The following is a 17,501-nucleotide window of genomic DNA, read 5'->3' on the forward strand; positions in this document are numbered from 1 at the left end:
CCCCGCACAACGCCAAACTGCCGGATATCATCTGATCCGGCAGTTTTACGTTATAAAATTTATTCTTTTTTCTCATCTACTTCCCATATCATCAACAATTCGGTCTCTCCGGTATTTTCATCGGTCTGCTCATGTTCAATCTGAAAACCCTCCCGCAGATAAAAATGCAACGCCCTTTCATTCTTTTGGTAAACATGTAGTGTCAGACGTTTTTTTACCTGCTTTGCATGATCCAGCAGCACTTTCCCAAGTCCCTGACACTGCTTTTTTTCATCCACAAATACTCCCGCAATATAATCATCCATCAATCCGATAAAACCGGTCACCTGCTGATTTTCTTTACAGACATAAACCTCTGATGCCGGCAGCATCTGGCGAACCGCCTTCTCATTGGATTTCCAATAATCTGCCGGAATAAATTCATGGGCCCGCACATTGGCCTGAAGCCAGATTGTCATCACCTGATCCAAATCATCCTCAGAAAATTTCTGTGCCAGCGGCCGAATTACCCGACATGGATTTCCCCCGGCCAGTACATGATCCGGAATATCTCTTGTAACAATACTGCCTCCCGCAATCACCGTGTCGTTACCGATCGTCACTCCTGGCATGACATGTACGCCGCCGCCAATCCAAACATTGTCCCCAACAAAAATCGGACGGGCATATTCCAGCCCCTGATTTCTCCGCTCCGCATCCATCGGATGGCCCGCCGTATAAAATCCACACCCCGGTGCAATAAAAACATTATCTCCAAAGGTAACCTTTGCGCAATCCAGAATGACACAATTGTGATTCATAAAAAAGTTTTCCCCAATCTCGATATTATATCCGTAATCACACCAGAAGGGTGACAATACATAGAAGGATTCTTTGGTCTTTCCAAATATTTCTCGAATTAACCGTGTTTGTTCCTCAATCCGGGACGGGCGCAGCTGATTGAACTCATAACACAAATCTTTACATTTAAGCCGTTCCTGCATCAAATCCTTATCATAATTGGCATCATAAATCATTCCGGCCAGCATCTTCTCTTTTTCTGTCATTGAGTCATCTCCAATTTTCATATTTTTTCATAAATAGTTATCCCTTCTTTTGCGATGGATTCTCTCAGCTCCTGTTGCACAGGCCCGTCTAAATTAACAACATCAAACTTTAATAATGTATATGTTTCTTCATCGACATCTATTGTAAAAGATATGATATCGCCTCCACCTGGGCCAAAGGTAACTGGGTCTTTTTTGCCGTCTGCTCTGCTGTCATCCCCTGTCTTAAAAATCTCCGTGCAACATATTCCATTTCCTCACCTATTTCGATGATATGCCGGTCCGGATCATAAAGCCGAATCACCCTCTGACCCCAATCATGCTCTTTCAGACGATTCACATATTCGATATTGAAGGAACTGTCATCCAGTTTTTTCAAAAATCCATCAATATCATTTTCCTCAAAATAAAGTTCCGCATCATTGCCGCCTTCGATGGACTTTCTCTCAATAAATGTCTCCCACAGGTTCTTTTCTTGAAGAGCCAGTCCTTCAGTCAGCACAACATTCTCGCCAAAATCGGCTGCTATTTCCAGACCAAACAATTCTTTATAAAATTTTTTTGACTTTTCAATGTCCTTTACAACGATCAATATATTTTTTAGACGCATAAATTTCATTCCTTTCCAGAACTCTGACTCCGAATCTTATTTACTGCTTCTATTATATCAAAAAATCATTCAAAATAACGCAGATAATGTCTCCACTACCTGCGCTATTTTTCATTATTATTTCTGCACAATATTTACGATTTTACCCGGCACATAGATTTCTTTCACGATGTTGCCGCTTAAGCGGTCCCCAAGAACTTCTTTTGCTTTGGCAATGACCGCATCTTTCGCTTCATCGGCTGAAATGCTGATGACAGCCTTCGTTTTTCCGTTAATCTGAACCGGAATTTCCACTTCGTCATCTTTCATGGCTTCTTCATCGGCGGATGGCCACGTATTCTTAAATACGGAGGTATCATGGCCTAACTGCTGCCACAATTCCTCTGCCACATGCGGAGCAAACGGAGCCATCAGGATAACGGCTGTTTCCAGTGTTTCCTTATCTACGCCGCCTTTTTTGGTCATCTCAATTAATTTATTGTTATATTCCATGAAACCGGAAATAACCGTATTTAAACTAAAGGACTCAAGACGGCTTGTGATATCGTAAACCATCTTATGACGCAGCTTCACAAGTTCTTTTGTCTCTTTAACGTCCTTATCTTTATTCTGAAGAACCATATTCCAGAAACGATTGAGGAAACGATATACACCGTCGATTCCCCGGTCATCCCATTCGGAATCCAGTTCCGGCGGACCCACAAACAGCTCGTACATTCTCAGAGAATCACAGCCGTAATCGCGTACCAGATCATCCGGTGAAATAACATTGCCTTTAGATTTACTCATCTTGATACCGTTTTTACCTGTGATCATCCCCTGATTGAACAGTTTATGGAACGGCTCGTCAAAATCGATCACGCCGATATCATAGAGGAATTTTGTGTAGAAACGGGAATAGAGCAAATGCAGTACCGCATGTTCTACGCCGCCGATATACATATCTACCGGCAGATATTTATCCGCTTTTTCTCTGGACACGAGTTCATCCTTATTATGTGAATCCACATAACGAAGGAAATACCAGGAAGAACCGGCCCACTGAGGCATGGTATTTGTCTCTCTCTTCGCCGGAGCGCCACACTTCGGACAGGTTGTATTTACCCAGGAGTCGATGGCCGCCAATGGAGACTCACCGGTGCCTGTCGGCTGATAGGATTCAACTTCCGGAAGCAATAATGGAAGTTCTTCTTCCGGTACAGGAACACAACCGCATTTCGGGCAATGGACGATTGGAATCGGTTCCCCCCAGTAACGCTGGCGGCTGAATACCCAGTCACGCAATTTGTAATTAACGGTCTTACGTCCGAAGCCTTTTTCTTCAATGATCATCGGAGCTTCTTTTTTCAGAACCGCCGATTCCATACCGTTCCACTCACCGGAATTGATCATCGTTCCTGATGCTTCCGTATATGCTTCGGTCATATTTTCAATCGCTTTTCCGTCTTTGGCAATAACCTGAATGATCGGAATATTGAATTTTGTAGCAAATTCGAAGTCGCGGTCATCATGGGCCGGAACGCACATAATCGCACCGGTACCATAATCGGCCAGGACATAATCGGAAATCCAGATTGGTGTCTTTGCACCATTCAGCGGATTAATCGCATAGCTTCCGGTAAATACGCCGGTCTTTTCTTTATCCTGCAGACGATCCACGTTCGATTTCATGGAAGCTTCATAAATATACTTATCCACAGCTTCTTTATTCTCCGGTGTTGCCAGAGATGCTGCCAAAGCATGTTCCGGCGCCAGTACCATAAATGTCGCACCGTGAAGCGTATCCGGACGGGTCGTATAGACTGTAATCTTTTCGTCTCTTCCGTCAATCGGGAAATCTACTTCCGCACCATAGGATTTTCCAATCCAGTCGGTCTGCATCTTTTTAACCTTTTCCGGCCAGTCCAGCTTATTCAGATCTTCCAGCAGACGATCCGCATATTTTGTAATCCGGAGCATCCACTGTTTTAAGTTTTTCTTTGTTACAGGGGAACCGCAGCGCTCGCAATTACCATTGACAACTTCCTCATTTGCCAGACCTGTCTTACAGGAAGGACACCAGTTGATCGGCATCTCTTTTTCATAAGCCAGACCTTCTTTGAACATCTTTACAAAAATCCACTGAGTCCATTTATAGAAATTAGGGTCGGTCGTATTTACTTCCATATCCCAGTCATAAACAGCGGCGATTTCATTAATCTGACGTTTAATATTGGCCACGTTCTCCGCGGTGGATTTTGCCGGATGAACGCCCATCTTAATGGCATAGTTTTCAGCCGGAAGTCCGAAAGCATCCCATCCCATCGGATGGATAAGATAGTATCCCTGAAGCATCTTATAACGGCTCCACACATCAGAAATAACATAGCCTCTCCAATGTCCGACGTGCAGGCCGTTTCCTGACGGATATGGGAACATGTCCAGGCAGTAATATTTCGGTTTCTTACCGTCATTGACGTTTACCGGATTCTTTTCCCAGTTCTGACGCCATTTTTTTTCAATCTCCTTATGATTATAAGGTGTTGCCATAATATAAACATCCTCTCTGTATCTCAATTTTGAACTTTCATTCTATCGTTCACAGTATACCATATTCCAGCCAAAATTCAACGTTTATTTTGAACACTGATTCCCTTTTCATGGTGTCCTCCCAGAACGCGCAAAGCGACGGGGCAGATATGATTGGTTCATTTGCCCCGCCGCCAGACTTATTTATCTTTTGCGCCGTTTTCCTTTGTGCCGCATTTTAAACATGGCTAAAACAACAATTATTCCAATGCCGGAACCCCCCATCAGCGCCAGCCACAAGGTCAGATCAGCGTCATCCCCTGTTGCCGGTACATCATCGGTTGGTGTGGATTTCGAAGGCTTTGTATTTGGTTCTGTTGGCTTTGTGCCCGGCTCTGTCGGTTCATCAGATTCGCCCCTGGTGGTTCTCTCATATGTCAGAACAAATTCCTGAGAATCACTGTCCGTCTGCCCAGCCACGAGGGTGATCTCATCCGGACTGGTACTTTTATAGGTATATGTCACCTCCTGGTATGTAGGACGCAGTTCAATCGAATCCTTGGATATCTTCTCGCCCACCATACCGTTCCTGACTTCCTCATAGGTTCCCGTCAGACTGCCGTCAGTGTAATACTCATGCCGAACGGTATAGGCTGCAGATATCGGCTCGTCGGGACCAGTCCCGGTGGTTCTCTCATATTTCACAACGAATCCCTGAGAGTTGCTGCGCGCCTGATCGGCCACAAGAGTAATCTCATCTGGACTGGTACTTTTATAGGTATATGTCACCTCCTGGTATGTAGGACGCAGTTCAATTGAATCCTTGGATATCTTCTCGCCCACCATACCGCTCTTGACTTCCTTATAGGTTCCCGTCAGACTGCCGTCGGTGTAATACTCATGCTGCACGGTATAAGTTACAGATGGAATCTGCCTGTATTTGACGACCACAAGGACATCCTCTCCGGGCATAACACCTTTGATCATAGCCTGGGTCTCATCTGACAACTCATAGCCGGGGATAGTCGGGGATTTCACATTATACACATCATCCCTTTTCAGATTTGTCTGGCTGTATGTAGTTGCCAGTTCATGACTCAAATCGGCTTCATCCACATATCGGATTGTCAGAGTATGATTCTTGTCTTCCACTGGCGGCGTTTTCTGCACAAAGTAAAGCTTTAACGCCAGCACAAACTGAACAACGCCGATGATCGCTATGGCTCCCACCCAGCCGACACACAGCCGTTTGAGTAGCTTCTTTTCCTTCTCGTCCAGACATGCCATCAAAAGATAGAGCAATGGATAAATCATTTGTGTAGAAACGTACCCCTCGGCAATATTGCCATATACCATATAGGAAGAAACCGAACTGAAGAGATTGTAAACGATCAACGGCACAAGAACCCACAGCAGGAGTGTATCCACTTTTTTTCGTTTTATCATAGTCCACTCCTTTCTACCCGTATATACAATGTACGATATGGCAAAAATATCGTATGCCGTAAACAGGAAAAAGCAGGAAATATCGTGCGCATATTTTACATGCATTTTGTGTGTTTTTATCTGTTTTATAACCTGTTTTTTGTACAGACTAGTGTAAAAAATGTTCAACGATAGGATAACACATACGCCCGAAAAAGTTCTACTTTTTCAGGTGTATTTCAATTATTGTCCGTGTACCCACCGTAAGAATGTGTCCTGTGCGATAGAGAGTTGTCTGGCCGCCTCCCGTGAGGCGATTTTTTTATTTTCCCAATCCTCTTTGAGTTTCCAAAACTGCTCTGGTACAGCCTTTCTGGGCCGTCCGAACTGTACCCCGCGCAATTTGGCCGCCGCAATTCCTTCCATCTGTCTTTGGTGAATGTTTTCCCGGTCTGTCTGCGCCACATAAGATAAAATCTGCAAAACCAGATCGGCTACAAATGTGCCGGTCAAATCGCTGCCCGATTTTCTGGTGTCCAGAAGCGGCATATCCAAAACCACCACATCCACCCGTTTTTCCTTGGTAATCATCCGCCATTGCAGAAGAATTTCCTCATAATTGCGTCCCAGACGGTCAATGGACTTCACAACCAGAAGATCGCCGGGTTTCAGCTTCCGCAAAAGCCTTTTGTATTGCGGTCTGTTAAAATTCTTTCCGCTGAGTTTATCCATATAGATGTTTTTCTCCAAAACAGGAAACTCCTGCGGGGCAATCATCTGTCGGTCTTCGTTCTGTTCCTTCGTGGATACGCGCACATATCCGTAAATATTGCTTTCCATAAAAAAAGCCTCCTTTATAATTGTACTAAGAGTAGTATCTGCTCTTAACACAATTTTAAAAGAAACCTTTTTCTGTCATATTTACTATAAAAACCCTGGACAGAAGCCAAGTGACGGAGCATGCTTGCATGCGCAGGCACACGGATATTTGACGGGCTGACTCTTATACACCCATTTAATGACATTGACTTTAGAAGTATCCCATCACTATCGCGCGGTTTTCTTAATAGAAAAAGACAATCAACCTATTTATTTTACAGGCTGACTGTCTTTTAAAGAATTAGATTCCAGATTCAATTACTATTCTGCTTTTGCATTATCCGCAATAACTTTCTCCTGAACATCACTCGGAGCCTGTTCATATCTGCTGAAGGAGTATGCATAGCTTCCCCGTCCGCCGGTCATAGAACGAAGGTTTGTGGAATATCCGTAAAGCTCAGACAATGGAATATCTGCAATGACTTCTGTCTTTCCGCCTTCGGTTGGATTCATACCAAGTACACGGCCGCGTTTCTTATTCAAATCCCCCATGATATCGCCGGTATAGCTGTCCGGAACGATAACGCTCAGGGAAACGATCGGCTCAAGGATAACAGGATTTGCCTGCATAAATGCGCTCTTGAAGGCCTGACGTGCAGCGGTCTTAAATGCCATTTCGGAGGAGTCTACCGGATGGTAGGAACCATCGAACAATGTGGCCTTTACGCCGACAACCGGATATCCGGCCATAGGTCCTTTGAGAACGGAATCCTGAATACCTTTTTCAACAGCCGGGAAGTAATTCTTCGGTACAGCGCCGCCGACTACCCGCTCTGCGAATACATATGGTGTTTCCAGATCGCCGGATGGCTCAAATTCCATAGCAACATCGCCATACTGGCCATGTCCGCCGGACTGTTTTTTATATTTTTCACGTACGGAAACTTTTTTACGAATTGTTTCACGGTACGGAACTCTCGGTTTGGAAAGGTTGATCTTAACTTTATATTTTGCCTCCAGTTTGCTCACAACAACATCCAGATGCTGGTCGCCCATACCATAAAGGAGGGACTGACGGTTTTCTTTGTCGTTGAAAGCTCTCAGCGTCAGATCTTCTTCCATCATCTTCTGAAGAGCCTGAGAAACCTTATCTTCATCACCCTTATTCTCAGCTTCATAACGCATATATGTATACGGGGATTCCACTTCGAATTTCTCAAATACCAGCGGATCAGCCTTTAAGGATAATGTATCACCGGTAGATGTATTGGATAATTTAGCAATGGCACCGATATCACCGGCTTTTAATTCCGGCATTTCGATCGCTTCCTTACCTCTTAAAACATAAATTCTGGAAAGCTTTTCTTCCGTTTCTTTTTCATAATTGTAGATAACAGAATCGGATTTCAATTCACCGGAGCAAACCTTGATCAATGAATAACGGCCGATGAACGGGTCAACGATGGTCTTAAATACATAAGCGGAGAATGGACGACGGGAGTCATAGTCCACGTTATACTCTTTATCTGTCCGAGGATCTTTACCAAAAATCTTAATGTTATCACGGATTGGTGATGGAAGGAATTCGACACATGTTTCGATCAAACCTTCAATGCCATAAGCCAGTGTACCGGAACCACACTGTACCGGAACCACAGAGCCTTCATTAACATTCACACGAAGAGCATCAATGATCTCATCTACCGTAAATTCGCCGCCATCAAAATAGCGTTCCATATATTCTTCACTTGTTTCAGCAACTGCTTCCATCAATGCTTCACGACATGGTTCAAGATCATCCTGTACATCATCCGGAACATCTCTCTCTTCCCATTTGCCGCCACCGGTAAAACGACGTCCTTTTAAGGTGACCACATTGACAACACCGGTAAATTTGTGGTCTTCACGAATTGGCAGATGGAACGGTGCAATTCGTTTGCCATAGAGATCACGAAGCTGGTCAACAACTTTCATGTAATCTGCGTGTTCATCATCCATGTTTGTTACAAAGAAAACTCTTGGAATACCATATTTCTCACAGTAAGCCCATGCTTTCTCTGTACCGGCTTCCACACCGGCTTTTCCGTTGATCACGATGATCGCACCATCGGCTGCTGCCAGAGCTTCATCGACTTCACCGGCAAAATCCAGATATCCCGGTGTATCTAAAAGGTTAATCTTCCAGAATTTCCATTCAATCGGTACAACAGATGTACTGATTGAAAATTTACGACGGATTTCTTCTTTATCATAATCGCTGATGGTATTTCCATCCTCAATGCGTCCCTGACGTGTTGTAACTCCCGTAACATGGGCCATTGCTTCTACAAGTGATGTTTTTCCACAGCCACCATGGCCTAAAATTGCAACGTTACGTATGTCCTGTGTTTTATAAACCTTCATGTCCTATTCCTCCAATACGTTTTTAACTACTATGGATATATTTTACTAAAAAATCTGTCCATCTTCAAGAGTTTTATAGAAATTATACAACTTTTTCCGGTTTTTTCTCAATTTTCTTTCGAAAAAAGCCCTGTAGAAAAAAAGCTTGATTTTTTTTTTTAATAATGCTATCATTAGGACGAATGAAAAAAGCTATGATGGGAACGAGTAAGGATTCTTTGGTTTATACAGAAAGTTACCGGTTGATGAGAGGTGCATAAAACAGATTTCTGAATACATCCCTGAGCTGCAGGCTGAACCCGTTGTCAGTAGGCTGTGCCGGTTGCAACCGTTATATTGCGAGAGTATAATCAGCAGACTGACGTACTCTATAAGATTTGTACAGCGATGTGCAGATGAATAAAGGTGGTACCACGGAAGATTTGGCTTTCGTCCTTTACAGCAGGGACGGAAGCTTTTTTTGCGCGAAGGCACGAGTCAGGCGAAAGTGTTTACACTTTCATTTGACGACGCCCGCGAACCGGGGTGAAAGACGTTTTGAAATTTCTCCCGGTATGCGCGAAGGCACGAGTCAAGCGAAAGTCTGTCCCACAATCATCATGAACATTTCAGGAGGACACTGCAATGAGTAAACAAACTATTGGATTTATCGGACTGGGCCTGATCGGCGGTTCCATTGCCAAAGCCCTGCGTGCAAAGCACCCGGACCTTACTTTAATCGCTTACAATCGAAGCAAAGACAGTCTGATCGAGGCTATGGCCGACGGAACGATCAATCAGGCCATGGATACCATCGGACCGGGATTTTCTGACTGCGATATTATCTTTTTGTGCGCGCCGGTCAGCGTAAATATCCGCTGTCTGGAGCAATTAAAGCCTATCATCAGACCCGACTGTATCCTGACCGATGTGGGAAGCGTGAAAACGACCATTCATGAAGCCGTTGCCAGACTGGGTATGACGAAACATTTTATTGGAGGCCATCCGATGGCCGGTTCGGAAAAGACAAAATACAGCAGCGCCAAAGTGCATCTGCTTGAAAATGCCTATTACATTTTAACTCCGGGAGAAGGAACCACCGATGAAATGATTTCTGAAATGGTCTGCATTGTCAAGGATATTAATGCGATTCCTGTGACCCTGGATTATCACGAACATGACCGGGTCACCGCTGCTATATCACATCTGCCCCACATTATCGCCTATACTCTGGTCAATCTGGTCAGAGAGTCGGATAACCCGGATGGCATGATGCGCATGCTGGCCGCCGGAGGATTTAAAGACATCACCCGAATCGCCTCCTCATCACCGGAAATGTGGCAGCAGATCTGTGATGAAAATCAGACACAGATTCTGAATATGCTCCACCTTTACATAGACCGGATGACAGAAGTCGGAGAAGCAATCCAGGATAACAACACCGGGAAGCTCCTGGATACTTTTGCATCAGCCAAAGAATACAGAGATGATATTCCTCAGAGTCATGCAAAAAGCCTTCTTCCGCCAACCTATGAAGTTTTCGTTGATCTGGTCGACGAATCCGGTGCCATCGCCACAATTGCGACGATTCTGGCAACCAACGGAATCAGCATTCGAAACATCGGCATTGTTCATAACCGGGAATTTCAGGAAGGTGTCCTTCACATCGAATTTTATGATGGTGAATCCGCTGAAAAAGCAACCGAGCTTTTAAATCGTTTCCACTATGTTATCCATCTGCGCAAATAATACACAGGAGATATAATTATGAAAATAAAACGCCTCAATGGATTAAAGGGAACCATTTCGGTTCCTGGAGACAAATCCATTTCCCATCGAAGTATCATGCTTGGCTCTATCGCCGAAGGCACAACGGAAGTTCACAACTTCCTTCAGGGAGCAGACTGCCTCTCTTCCATCGCATGCTTTCGGCAAATGGGCATTGATATTGAAAACAACGGAGATATCGTCCGCATCCATGGGCAGGGACTTCACGGATTGAAACGCCCTGAAAACACCCTCGACACAGGCAACAGCGGAACAACGACCCGACTCATGTCAGGCATCCTCGCCGGACAAAATTTTGATTGTACGATCAATGGCGATATCTCGATTCAGTCCCGCCCAATGCGCCGGATTATGACGCCCCTGTCTTTAATGGGCGCCTCCATTGAAAGTATCCGGAGCAATGACTGCGCCCCGTTAAAAATCACAGGGCAGAAGCTTCACGGCATCCATTACGATTCACCGGTATCTTCTGCTCAGGTAAAATCCGCTATCCTTCTGGCGGGTCTTTATGCCGATGGCGAGACCAGTGTGACCGAACCGGTCCTCTCAAGGAATCATACGGAACTGATGCTCGGCGCCTGCGGCGGTGATGTCCATTCTCAGGGAACAACCGCTACTCTCCGGCCGGTCAAACGACTGGAATCTCAGAAGATCATTGTTCCCGGCGATATTTCCTCCGCCGCCTACTTTATGGCTGCCGGCCTTATCGTTCCCGACTCAGAAATTTATATCGAAAATGTGGGAATCAATCCGACCCGGGACGGTATGGTCAAAGTATGTCAGGCGATGGGTGGAAATATTTCTCTTGAAAATGTTCGGGATGTCTGCGGTGAACCGGTAGCTGATATGGTTGTCCGGCATTCTTCACTGCATGGAACCGTCGTCGAAGGTGATATTATTCCAACCCTTATCGACGAACTGCCGATCATCGCTGTCATGGCCGCCTTTGCTGAAGGTCAGACCATCATTCGGGATGCCGCCGAACTGAAGGTTAAAGAATCTGATCGTATCGCTGTCATGGCTGAAAACCTCAGTGCCATGGGCGTGGACATCACCCCGACGGCTGACGGCATGATCGTCAATGGCGGCGGAGCGCCTCACGGTGCCCGGATTCAAAGCCATCTGGACCACCGGATTGCCATGTCCTTTGCCGTGGCTGCTCTTGCCAGCGATGGCGAAACAGAAATCATTGGCAGCGACTGTGTCAATATCTCCTATCCGACATTCTATCAGGATTTATTCAAACTGGCTGAATAATGCAATAAAAAAGTATTCTCCTTTGGAGCCTTCAAACGGCGCCTTTGGAGAATACTTTTTTATTCTTCCTGAAAATCACTTGCAAATTTTGTCGAATCATTTATATTGACTTCATTCTCACTTTATAATAAACTATGTACACATCTTTTCTTCATATCTCAGAAATCAACTCACAAAACACTATTTTTTTACCCAAATTGAAAGGAAGTAGAATCATGTCACTGACAAACAAAGATTTATTATCTATTTCCCAACTACTTGATTCAAAGTTAAAACCTGTAAATGTCAAAACATCGAACATCGAATTATTACTTGAAAATGATATTCTTCCAAGACTTCAAAATATTGAATCTTGCTATACTTCTACATATCGCAGATATTCTAACGGAATATCTGAATTGGAATCTCTCAAAGCCAATATGGACATCATTGAAAAAGTCGTTGCAGAACATTCTGTGGAATTACAAAAACTAGCCTAAATCTCATCCTGCAATCATCATACAGAGCGGAATGGTCACGATCGATAAAAGGGTTGTCATACCGAAAAGTTCTGTCGCATAGTAATCATCCCGGCCATAGAGAATCGCCATGGTGATGGTCATGGCTCCCGACGGACAGGCCGCTGTCACCGCTGCAACAACCCGCATCTGTTCATCAATCGGAACAAATCGGAGCAGCAGGGCAAAGATGGCTGATGAAACGATCAGCCGAAGAGCCACAACGAAAAACATCCGTCCTTTTTTGAACGTTTCCTTAAAGTTTAACTGAGCCATGATAGCGCCGGACAAGAGCATGGCCAGCGGTGTATTCATATCGGCAATGGAATTCATGGCAAATGCGATGTTTGTCGGAATCTTCAGTTGAAAGATAAAGCAAATAATTCCGCTGCAGACCGCGATCAGACATGGATTGATCAGCTTCTTCGGCTGAAATCCGCTGTTATCCAGCAAAAGGATGCCGTGCGTCCAACAGAAAATATGAAAGGTAGCCACGAATACGGTCGCATAAATGACGCCAATGCTCCCAAAAAGAGCGTAGCCCAACGGAACACCGATAAAGCCACAGTTCGTATAGGTCACGGCAAATTTTTCCACAGCCAGGTCATAACCTTCCTTTTTATGAAGCAAAAAATGACCCAGCACGATTGAAATTACATAGCTGATGACCGCCAGTATAAACAAAATTCCCATATTCTTTAAAAGCGCTGTATCATATTCCATCTGGAAAGACATAAAGATCAATATGGGGTTTACGATCAGGGTACTCAATCTTGAAAGTTTTTCTTTCGTGTTGTTATCAATGATGCCAACTTTATAACAGATGACTCCGACCACCATAATAATGAATATGGATATAATCTTGCCCAGTACTGTGGATACAATCATCTCTGCTAATCTCCTTTTCTTTTGAATATGATTCTGACAATTATAACACTATCTTGCCATTTGGTAAATACGAATCATATCTGCTTTTTCCAGCTTTTTAAAACCGCCAATATACCGGGTTTCCATAAAACTGCACTTATAAGCCAGTGTTTCAATCTGTTCATCTGTTAAATCAATTCCCATCTCATGGACAGACGTCGGCATTCCGATATCTCTGAAAAAGCCTTCTACAGCCCGGATACCTTCCAGCGCTGTCTTCTCCGGGTGATTGAAGTCCTGGGGAATTCCCATAACATTCACTGCGAACTGGGCAAATCTTTTTGGATTTTCCATATAGACATATCTGGCCCAACTCCCCCAAACAGCCGCCAGACCGGCGCCATGAGCTACATCAAACATGCCACTGAGTTCGTGTTCCAGCTGGTGACTTGCCCAGTCGGAGGAAAGGCCGCAGCCGGTCAAATTGTTATGAGACAGGCTGCTCGCCCACATCAGTGACGCCCGGGCATTATAATCTTCCGGTTCTTCCATGAGAATCCGGGCATTATGGATGACAGAAACCATCAGTCCCTCAGCAATCCGGTCTGTAATTTCAAAATCCGTCTCCGGATTAAAATATCGCTCCATCGTATGCATCAGAATATCCACGGCACCACACTGGGTCTGGTACATTGGCAATGTATAGGTCAGTTCCGGATTCATAATGGCAAACCGACAGCGGCTCAGATCATTACTGTATCCCCGTTTGATCCAACCATCCTCGTTCGTAATGACCGACGACCAGCTCATTTCACTGCCGGCTGCGGCGATCGTCAGCACAGCGCCGATTGGAAGACAAGCTTTTGCTTCCCGCTTTCTGCTATAGATATCCCATACATCGCCTTCATTGGCAACGCCGTAGCCGATCCCCTTTGCCGAATCAATGACACTGCCACCGCCGACCGCCAGGATAAAGTCTACGCCGGCCTCTTTACACATACGGATGCCCTCATACACAAGTGATAATCTCGGATTCGGCACCACACCGCCCAGAGAAATATACTCAATGCCGGCTTCTTTTAAGGACGCTTCAATTCGACCTAAAAGGCCGGATTTCTTTGCACTCTGTCCGCCGTAATGAAGCAATACCTTCCGGCATCCCTGCTCCCTGATAAGTCTCCCCGTTTCCTTCTCTGTGTCTTTTCCAAAGATTACCCGCGTTGGCGTGTAATATTCAAAATTAATCATTTTCTTACCCCTTTCCCATACTATTATAAAAAAGCCCAGATATCTCTTCCGATATCTGAGCCCCTTATTCACTGTCTGACCTGATGACTATCTCCCACAGCAGAATTTGTATTTTTTACCGCTGCCACAAGGGCACGGTTCGTTTCTGCCGATCTTTTTGCCTTTTACCACAATCATGGAACGTTTCTGCGCCTTGTAAAGTTCTTTTCTCTTCTCTTCATCAAGAAGTTTATCCCACTGAGGCAGTTCATACAGCCACTCAGCCTTTGCTGCCACCATATTATAATAAAGTTTTTCCAGATCAATATCAATTGTTACCTGGCTGTCCGCCTCAATCGTATCCACCGGATTTGGCTCTTTTAAGCTCTCGTTGATACCATCCAGAAAACCGCCGAAAAGAACAACATCCATTTCGAATTTATCGGCCAATTCCTGAACTGTTCCTGAAATAGCTTCTACAGGCTCCTCCAATAATTTTTCATAAACACCTTTTTCCTGAAGATAATAGTCTGTCCAGAATTTCTGCTGAGCCTGAGCATTATTATTAAATACAGACACCATATCTTCCCATTGCTGCATTAAACTCATTGTATTCACCTTATCCTTTGATTTTTTTAAGTCGTATTCAATTTTCTATTATATAGAATCCGGTGATTAATGTCAAATATTGATTTTATATTCGAATCCGAAATGTCTTTGGAGCAAACCGGTAGACCAGGATACAGGCCGCAATACTATACGCCACACAGAACAGAATCGTCATGATCCCAAATACCGGAATAGGCATGCGAAACTGCATTAAAAACAGGCAGATAAAATAGGTCGCCAGCATTATGATACGATAAGTACCGCTCTTTAATTCTGTCCCTGCATTATAAGGCTGCAGCAAATAATAAATCGTAAGGTAATGAATAGAGAAGAACAGACTCATACAAACAATCGAAACAACCAGGATAATATAGTTCATCCAATGATCTGTTCCTCCGGTAACAAAAAGAATCAGCGCCAGACCACTGCCGATGACGAAGGCCGGAACCGCATTGATCTTCATGATTTCACGAAGGCGTATCTGGAACAATCGCAGTACAAAATTTGGCTTCTTATAAAACGAATATGTCAACAGACTATGATCACAGTTCATGAAAAGCGCCTGTGTGAAGTTTGTACCGCGGTTGATCGCATACATAATGAATACAAAATAGGGAAGCCATGTCATCACCATTTTATTGATCTCCGGTTTCAACTCGGGTCTCAAAAAAACTGCCGCCAATATTCCAATCACTAAAAAAGTACAGACATAAGAAATTTTTTTCGTCGAATTCCATAATATTTTTTTATGTCTTTTGATAAACAGTTCATTCAGATATTCAAAGCCTCTGCGGCTGCTGGTAATCGAAATATCCCCGGATATTTTCTTCTCATTTAACTGCTTTACAAGCTGCGCCTTTGCTGTCGAATCCATCTGATTCGTTAAACCGGACAACAGTTCTTTATTGACTGCCCGATAGTCACGGAAGTTCAGTATTTTTACCAACCCGGCAAAGCCCAGAGGAATACAAAACAAGAAAACCGTCATAGAAATTACTATCGGCAAAACCAGGCCGAGTACCGGCAAGACGTAAGCCGCCGCTAAAAGCAAAGCAATACCGCCCCATACATATTTAGAAAGCTTATTTTCGTTATATCCAAAGCCCCGTTTCTCATAATCCCACAGAGAAATTGACACAACAAATAGTTTCATACCTGCTATACAAAACGGAAGAATCAGGCAAAACCACAAAGGCACGCCCCGGTCCACTCCAAAGAAAATGGCAAAGGGCATAAAACCGACAATAACTTTGAAAATAGAATAAAGATAATTGACCAGTGTATATTCCCTTGCATCCATCCTCATAAGGAACATGGCGTAATATTTATCCTTCGATGGATTAAAAAGGCTGGTGTTCGTAAAACTGCCAATTACTGTCAGAAACAACAAAACATGGAGAAATACCTGGTTTTCAGGTAATTCCGCATAGAGCATCCCCATTCCCCATACCATCGTGATCAGATAAAGGAATTTTCCGATAAACGCGGAAATAATTTCCCAAAGTACTGACAGAACATTCGCAAATATTTTAAGTCCCTGTACTTTATACAAAGATTCCGGAAACATATTTTTCAAAAGTGGAATCTGTTTTAAAGAAAACAAAATACCGTTGACACGGTATGTATTTTTCAGAGAGAAAGAAATTTTCAAAGTTTTATTCATAGTCTTCCTCCCGCAAAGCCGCGATAATTTTATCCTTAAATTCCCTGCTGTCCAAATCGGTTTTTTCTACAACTTCCAGTTCGCCATGATTGAGCAGAACGATTTCATCACAAAGATCCAAAGCCAGATCCATAATGTGCGTAGAAAAAATCGTAATACGGTTCCGTTTTAATGAACGGAGCAGCTGCTTCATCTCCTCAGCAACAACCACATCCAGGGATGTCAGCGGCTCATCCATCAGCAAAATATTCGGCTCAGCAATAATATTGATCAGCATCTGCATCTTATTTTTCATTCCGTGGGAATAATCCTTCAGCAGCTTATCACGATCTTCCTCTGCAATACTCATGTAATCAAAATACTCGTCAATACTTTTTGGGTTCTCAATGGATTTTTCATTGATATCCATAAAAAACTTCAAAAACTCTCTGCCCGTAAGGAATTCCGGCACCGTAGGCGTCGAGAGTACATAACCGATATCTTCGGCCACCACCTCACGGCGGGAACCCTTTTCCTCCAGATAAAAGCTGCCGCCGTCCGTCTTTATGTCGCGGTTCAGGCAATTAAACAATGTGGTTTTGCCCGCGCCGTTTCTGCCGAGCAGCCCGTAAATCTTACCCTCTTCAAACGTAAAATTAATGTCTCTTAAGACTTCCTTTTTCTCAAACCTTTTCGACAAATGCTCAATTACAAATTCCATGTCGTTTCCTCCGCCACATTCTTTTTTTCTACATTATAACATGGTATTTCAGATTTTCGGCGGTGCCTGGCAAATGTAAGGTAAATGTAAGATGTGAAGGAGG

14 protein-coding genes and 1 other annotated feature are annotated in these 17,501 nt (G+C 44.0%); of the genes, 3 read left to right on the top strand and 11 right to left on the bottom strand.

Features of this window, described 5'->3' with window-relative positions:
- Nucleotides 1-59: 59 nt before the first annotated feature.
- The 6 genes from EV212_RS13840 to fusA all read right to left on the bottom strand — a co-directional run bounded on the left by EV212_RS13840 (nucleotide 60) and on the right by fusA (nucleotide 8,811).
- Nucleotides 60-1,046, bottom strand: coding sequence for a GNAT family N-acetyltransferase (locus EV212_RS13840; protein ID WP_132087715.1), 987 nt, complete (start codon nucleotides 1,044-1,046; stop codon nucleotides 60-62).
- A gap of 139 nt (nucleotides 1,047-1,185) precedes the next feature.
- Nucleotides 1,186-1,656, bottom strand: a complete 471-nt coding sequence (locus tag EV212_RS01355; RefSeq protein ID WP_132087718.1) for a VOC family protein — start codon at nucleotides 1,654-1,656, stop codon at nucleotides 1,186-1,188.
- A 117-nt stretch (nucleotides 1,657-1,773) separates the two neighbouring features.
- On the bottom strand, nucleotides 1,774-4,185 hold the full coding sequence (gene leuS / locus EV212_RS01360; protein ID WP_132087720.1) for a leucine--tRNA ligase: 2,412 nt from the start codon (nucleotides 4,183-4,185) through the stop codon (nucleotides 1,774-1,776).
- Between the two features lie 183 nt (nucleotides 4,186-4,368).
- Nucleotides 4,369-5,610: a MucBP domain-containing protein gene (locus tag EV212_RS01365; protein ID WP_132087723.1), complete on the bottom strand. Its 1,242-nt coding sequence runs from the start codon at nucleotides 5,608-5,610 to the stop codon at nucleotides 4,369-4,371.
- 222 nt (nucleotides 5,611-5,832) lie between these two features.
- Nucleotides 5,833-6,429: a recombinase family protein gene (locus tag EV212_RS01370; RefSeq protein ID WP_132087726.1), complete on the bottom strand. Its 597-nt coding sequence runs from the start codon at nucleotides 6,427-6,429 to the stop codon at nucleotides 5,833-5,835.
- A 300-nt stretch (nucleotides 6,430-6,729) separates the two neighbouring features.
- Nucleotides 6,730-8,811, bottom strand: a complete 2,082-nt coding sequence (fusA, locus tag EV212_RS01375) for an elongation factor G (protein WP_132087729.1) — start codon at nucleotides 8,809-8,811, stop codon at nucleotides 6,730-6,732.
- 185 nt (nucleotides 8,812-8,996) lie between these two features.
- Nucleotides 8,997-9,251, top strand: a binding site (T-box leader).
- A 184-nt stretch (nucleotides 9,252-9,435) separates the two neighbouring features.
- Here fusA and EV212_RS01380 point away from each other — a divergent pair.
- The 3 genes from EV212_RS01380 (at nucleotide 9,436) to EV212_RS01390 (ending at nucleotide 12,314) form a co-directional block, all read left to right on the top strand.
- Nucleotides 9,436-10,539: a prephenate dehydrogenase gene (locus EV212_RS01380; protein ID WP_132087732.1), complete on the top strand. Its 1,104-nt coding sequence runs from the start codon at nucleotides 9,436-9,438 to the stop codon at nucleotides 10,537-10,539.
- Between the two features lie 18 nt (nucleotides 10,540-10,557).
- On the top strand, nucleotides 10,558-11,835 hold the full coding sequence (aroA, locus tag EV212_RS01385; protein WP_132087735.1) for a 3-phosphoshikimate 1-carboxyvinyltransferase: 1,278 nt from the start codon (nucleotides 10,558-10,560) through the stop codon (nucleotides 11,833-11,835).
- Nucleotides 11,836-12,050: 215 nt separating this feature from the next.
- Nucleotides 12,051-12,314 (top strand): hypothetical protein, encoded by a 264-nt coding sequence (locus EV212_RS01390; protein WP_132087738.1) that lies wholly within the window; start codon nucleotides 12,051-12,053, stop codon nucleotides 12,312-12,314.
- A gap of 3 nt (nucleotides 12,315-12,317) precedes the next feature.
- On the opposite strand, the gene EV212_RS01395 is transcribed toward EV212_RS01390, so the two are convergent.
- The 5 genes from EV212_RS01395 to EV212_RS01415 form a co-directional block, all read right to left on the bottom strand.
- On the bottom strand, nucleotides 12,318-13,220 hold the full coding sequence (locus EV212_RS01395; protein WP_132087741.1) for an AEC family transporter: 903 nt from the start codon (nucleotides 13,218-13,220) through the stop codon (nucleotides 12,318-12,320).
- Between the two features lie 48 nt (nucleotides 13,221-13,268).
- Entirely contained in the window at nucleotides 13,269-14,447 is a 1,179-nt protein-coding gene (locus EV212_RS01400) for an iron-containing alcohol dehydrogenase (RefSeq protein ID WP_132087744.1), read from the bottom strand.
- 87 nt (nucleotides 14,448-14,534) lie between these two features.
- The gene (locus tag EV212_RS01405) at nucleotides 14,535-15,035 is read right to left on the bottom strand and encodes an SEC-C metal-binding domain-containing protein (RefSeq protein ID WP_132087747.1); all 501 of its coding nucleotides are present in this window, start codon (nucleotides 15,033-15,035) and stop codon (nucleotides 14,535-14,537) included.
- Nucleotides 15,036-15,120: 85 nt separating this feature from the next.
- Entirely contained in the window at nucleotides 15,121-16,698 is a 1,578-nt protein-coding gene (locus EV212_RS01410; RefSeq protein ID WP_132087750.1) for a hypothetical protein, read from the bottom strand.
- Nucleotides 16,691-17,398, bottom strand: a complete 708-nt coding sequence (locus EV212_RS01415; protein ID WP_132087753.1) for an ABC transporter ATP-binding protein — start codon at nucleotides 17,396-17,398, stop codon at nucleotides 16,691-16,693. The genes EV212_RS01410 and EV212_RS01415 overlap by 8 nt, the downstream gene beginning before the upstream one ends.
- Nucleotides 17,399-17,501: the final 103 nt, after the last annotated feature.

This window comes from Frisingicoccus caecimuris, from assembly GCF_004340975.1.
GTDB classification, from domain to species: Bacteria; Bacillota; Clostridia; order Lachnospirales; family Lachnospiraceae; genus Frisingicoccus; species Frisingicoccus caecimuris.

What these genes read in the sequence shown, in the direction of transcription:
- EV212_RS01410 (WP_132087750.1), bottom strand. Translation starts at nt 16,698, where the DNA reads ATGAATAAAACTTTGAAAATTTCTTTCTCTCTGAAAAATACATACCGT.
- EV212_RS01400 (WP_132087744.1), bottom strand. Translation starts at nt 14,447, where the DNA reads ATGATTAATTTTGAATATTACACGCCAACGCGGGTAATCTTTGGAAAA.
- EV212_RS01355 (WP_132087718.1), bottom strand. Translation starts at nt 1,656, where the DNA reads ATGCGTCTAAAAAATATATTGATCGTTGTAAAGGACATTGAAAAGTCA.
- EV212_RS13840 (WP_132087715.1), bottom strand. Translation starts at nt 1,046, where the DNA reads ATGACAGAAAAAGAGAAGATGCTGGCCGGAATGATTTATGATGCCAAT.
- EV212_RS01395 (WP_132087741.1), bottom strand. Translation starts at nt 13,220, where the DNA reads ATGATTGTATCCACAGTACTGGGCAAGATTATATCCATATTCATTATT.
- EV212_RS01370 (WP_132087726.1), bottom strand. Translation starts at nt 6,429, where the DNA reads ATGGAAAGCAATATTTACGGATATGTGCGCGTATCCACGAAGGAACAG.
- EV212_RS01415 (WP_132087753.1), bottom strand. Translation starts at nt 17,398, where the DNA reads ATGGAATTTGTAATTGAGCATTTGTCGAAAAGGTTTGAGAAAAAGGAA.
- EV212_RS01405 (WP_132087747.1), bottom strand. Translation starts at nt 15,035, where the DNA reads ATGAGTTTAATGCAGCAATGGGAAGATATGGTGTCTGTATTTAATAAT.
- aroA (WP_132087735.1), top strand. Translation starts at nt 10,558, where the DNA reads ATGAAAATAAAACGCCTCAATGGATTAAAGGGAACCATTTCGGTTCCT.
- EV212_RS01380 (WP_132087732.1), top strand. Translation starts at nt 9,436, where the DNA reads ATGAGTAAACAAACTATTGGATTTATCGGACTGGGCCTGATCGGCGGT.
- EV212_RS01365 (WP_132087723.1), bottom strand. Translation starts at nt 5,610, where the DNA reads ATGATAAAACGAAAAAAAGTGGATACACTCCTGCTGTGGGTTCTTGTG.
- EV212_RS01390 (WP_132087738.1), top strand. Translation starts at nt 12,051, where the DNA reads ATGTCACTGACAAACAAAGATTTATTATCTATTTCCCAACTACTTGAT.
- fusA (WP_132087729.1), bottom strand. Translation starts at nt 8,811, where the DNA reads ATGAAGGTTTATAAAACACAGGACATACGTAACGTTGCAATTTTAGGC.
- leuS (WP_132087720.1), bottom strand. Translation starts at nt 4,185, where the DNA reads ATGGCAACACCTTATAATCATAAGGAGATTGAAAAAAAATGGCGTCAG.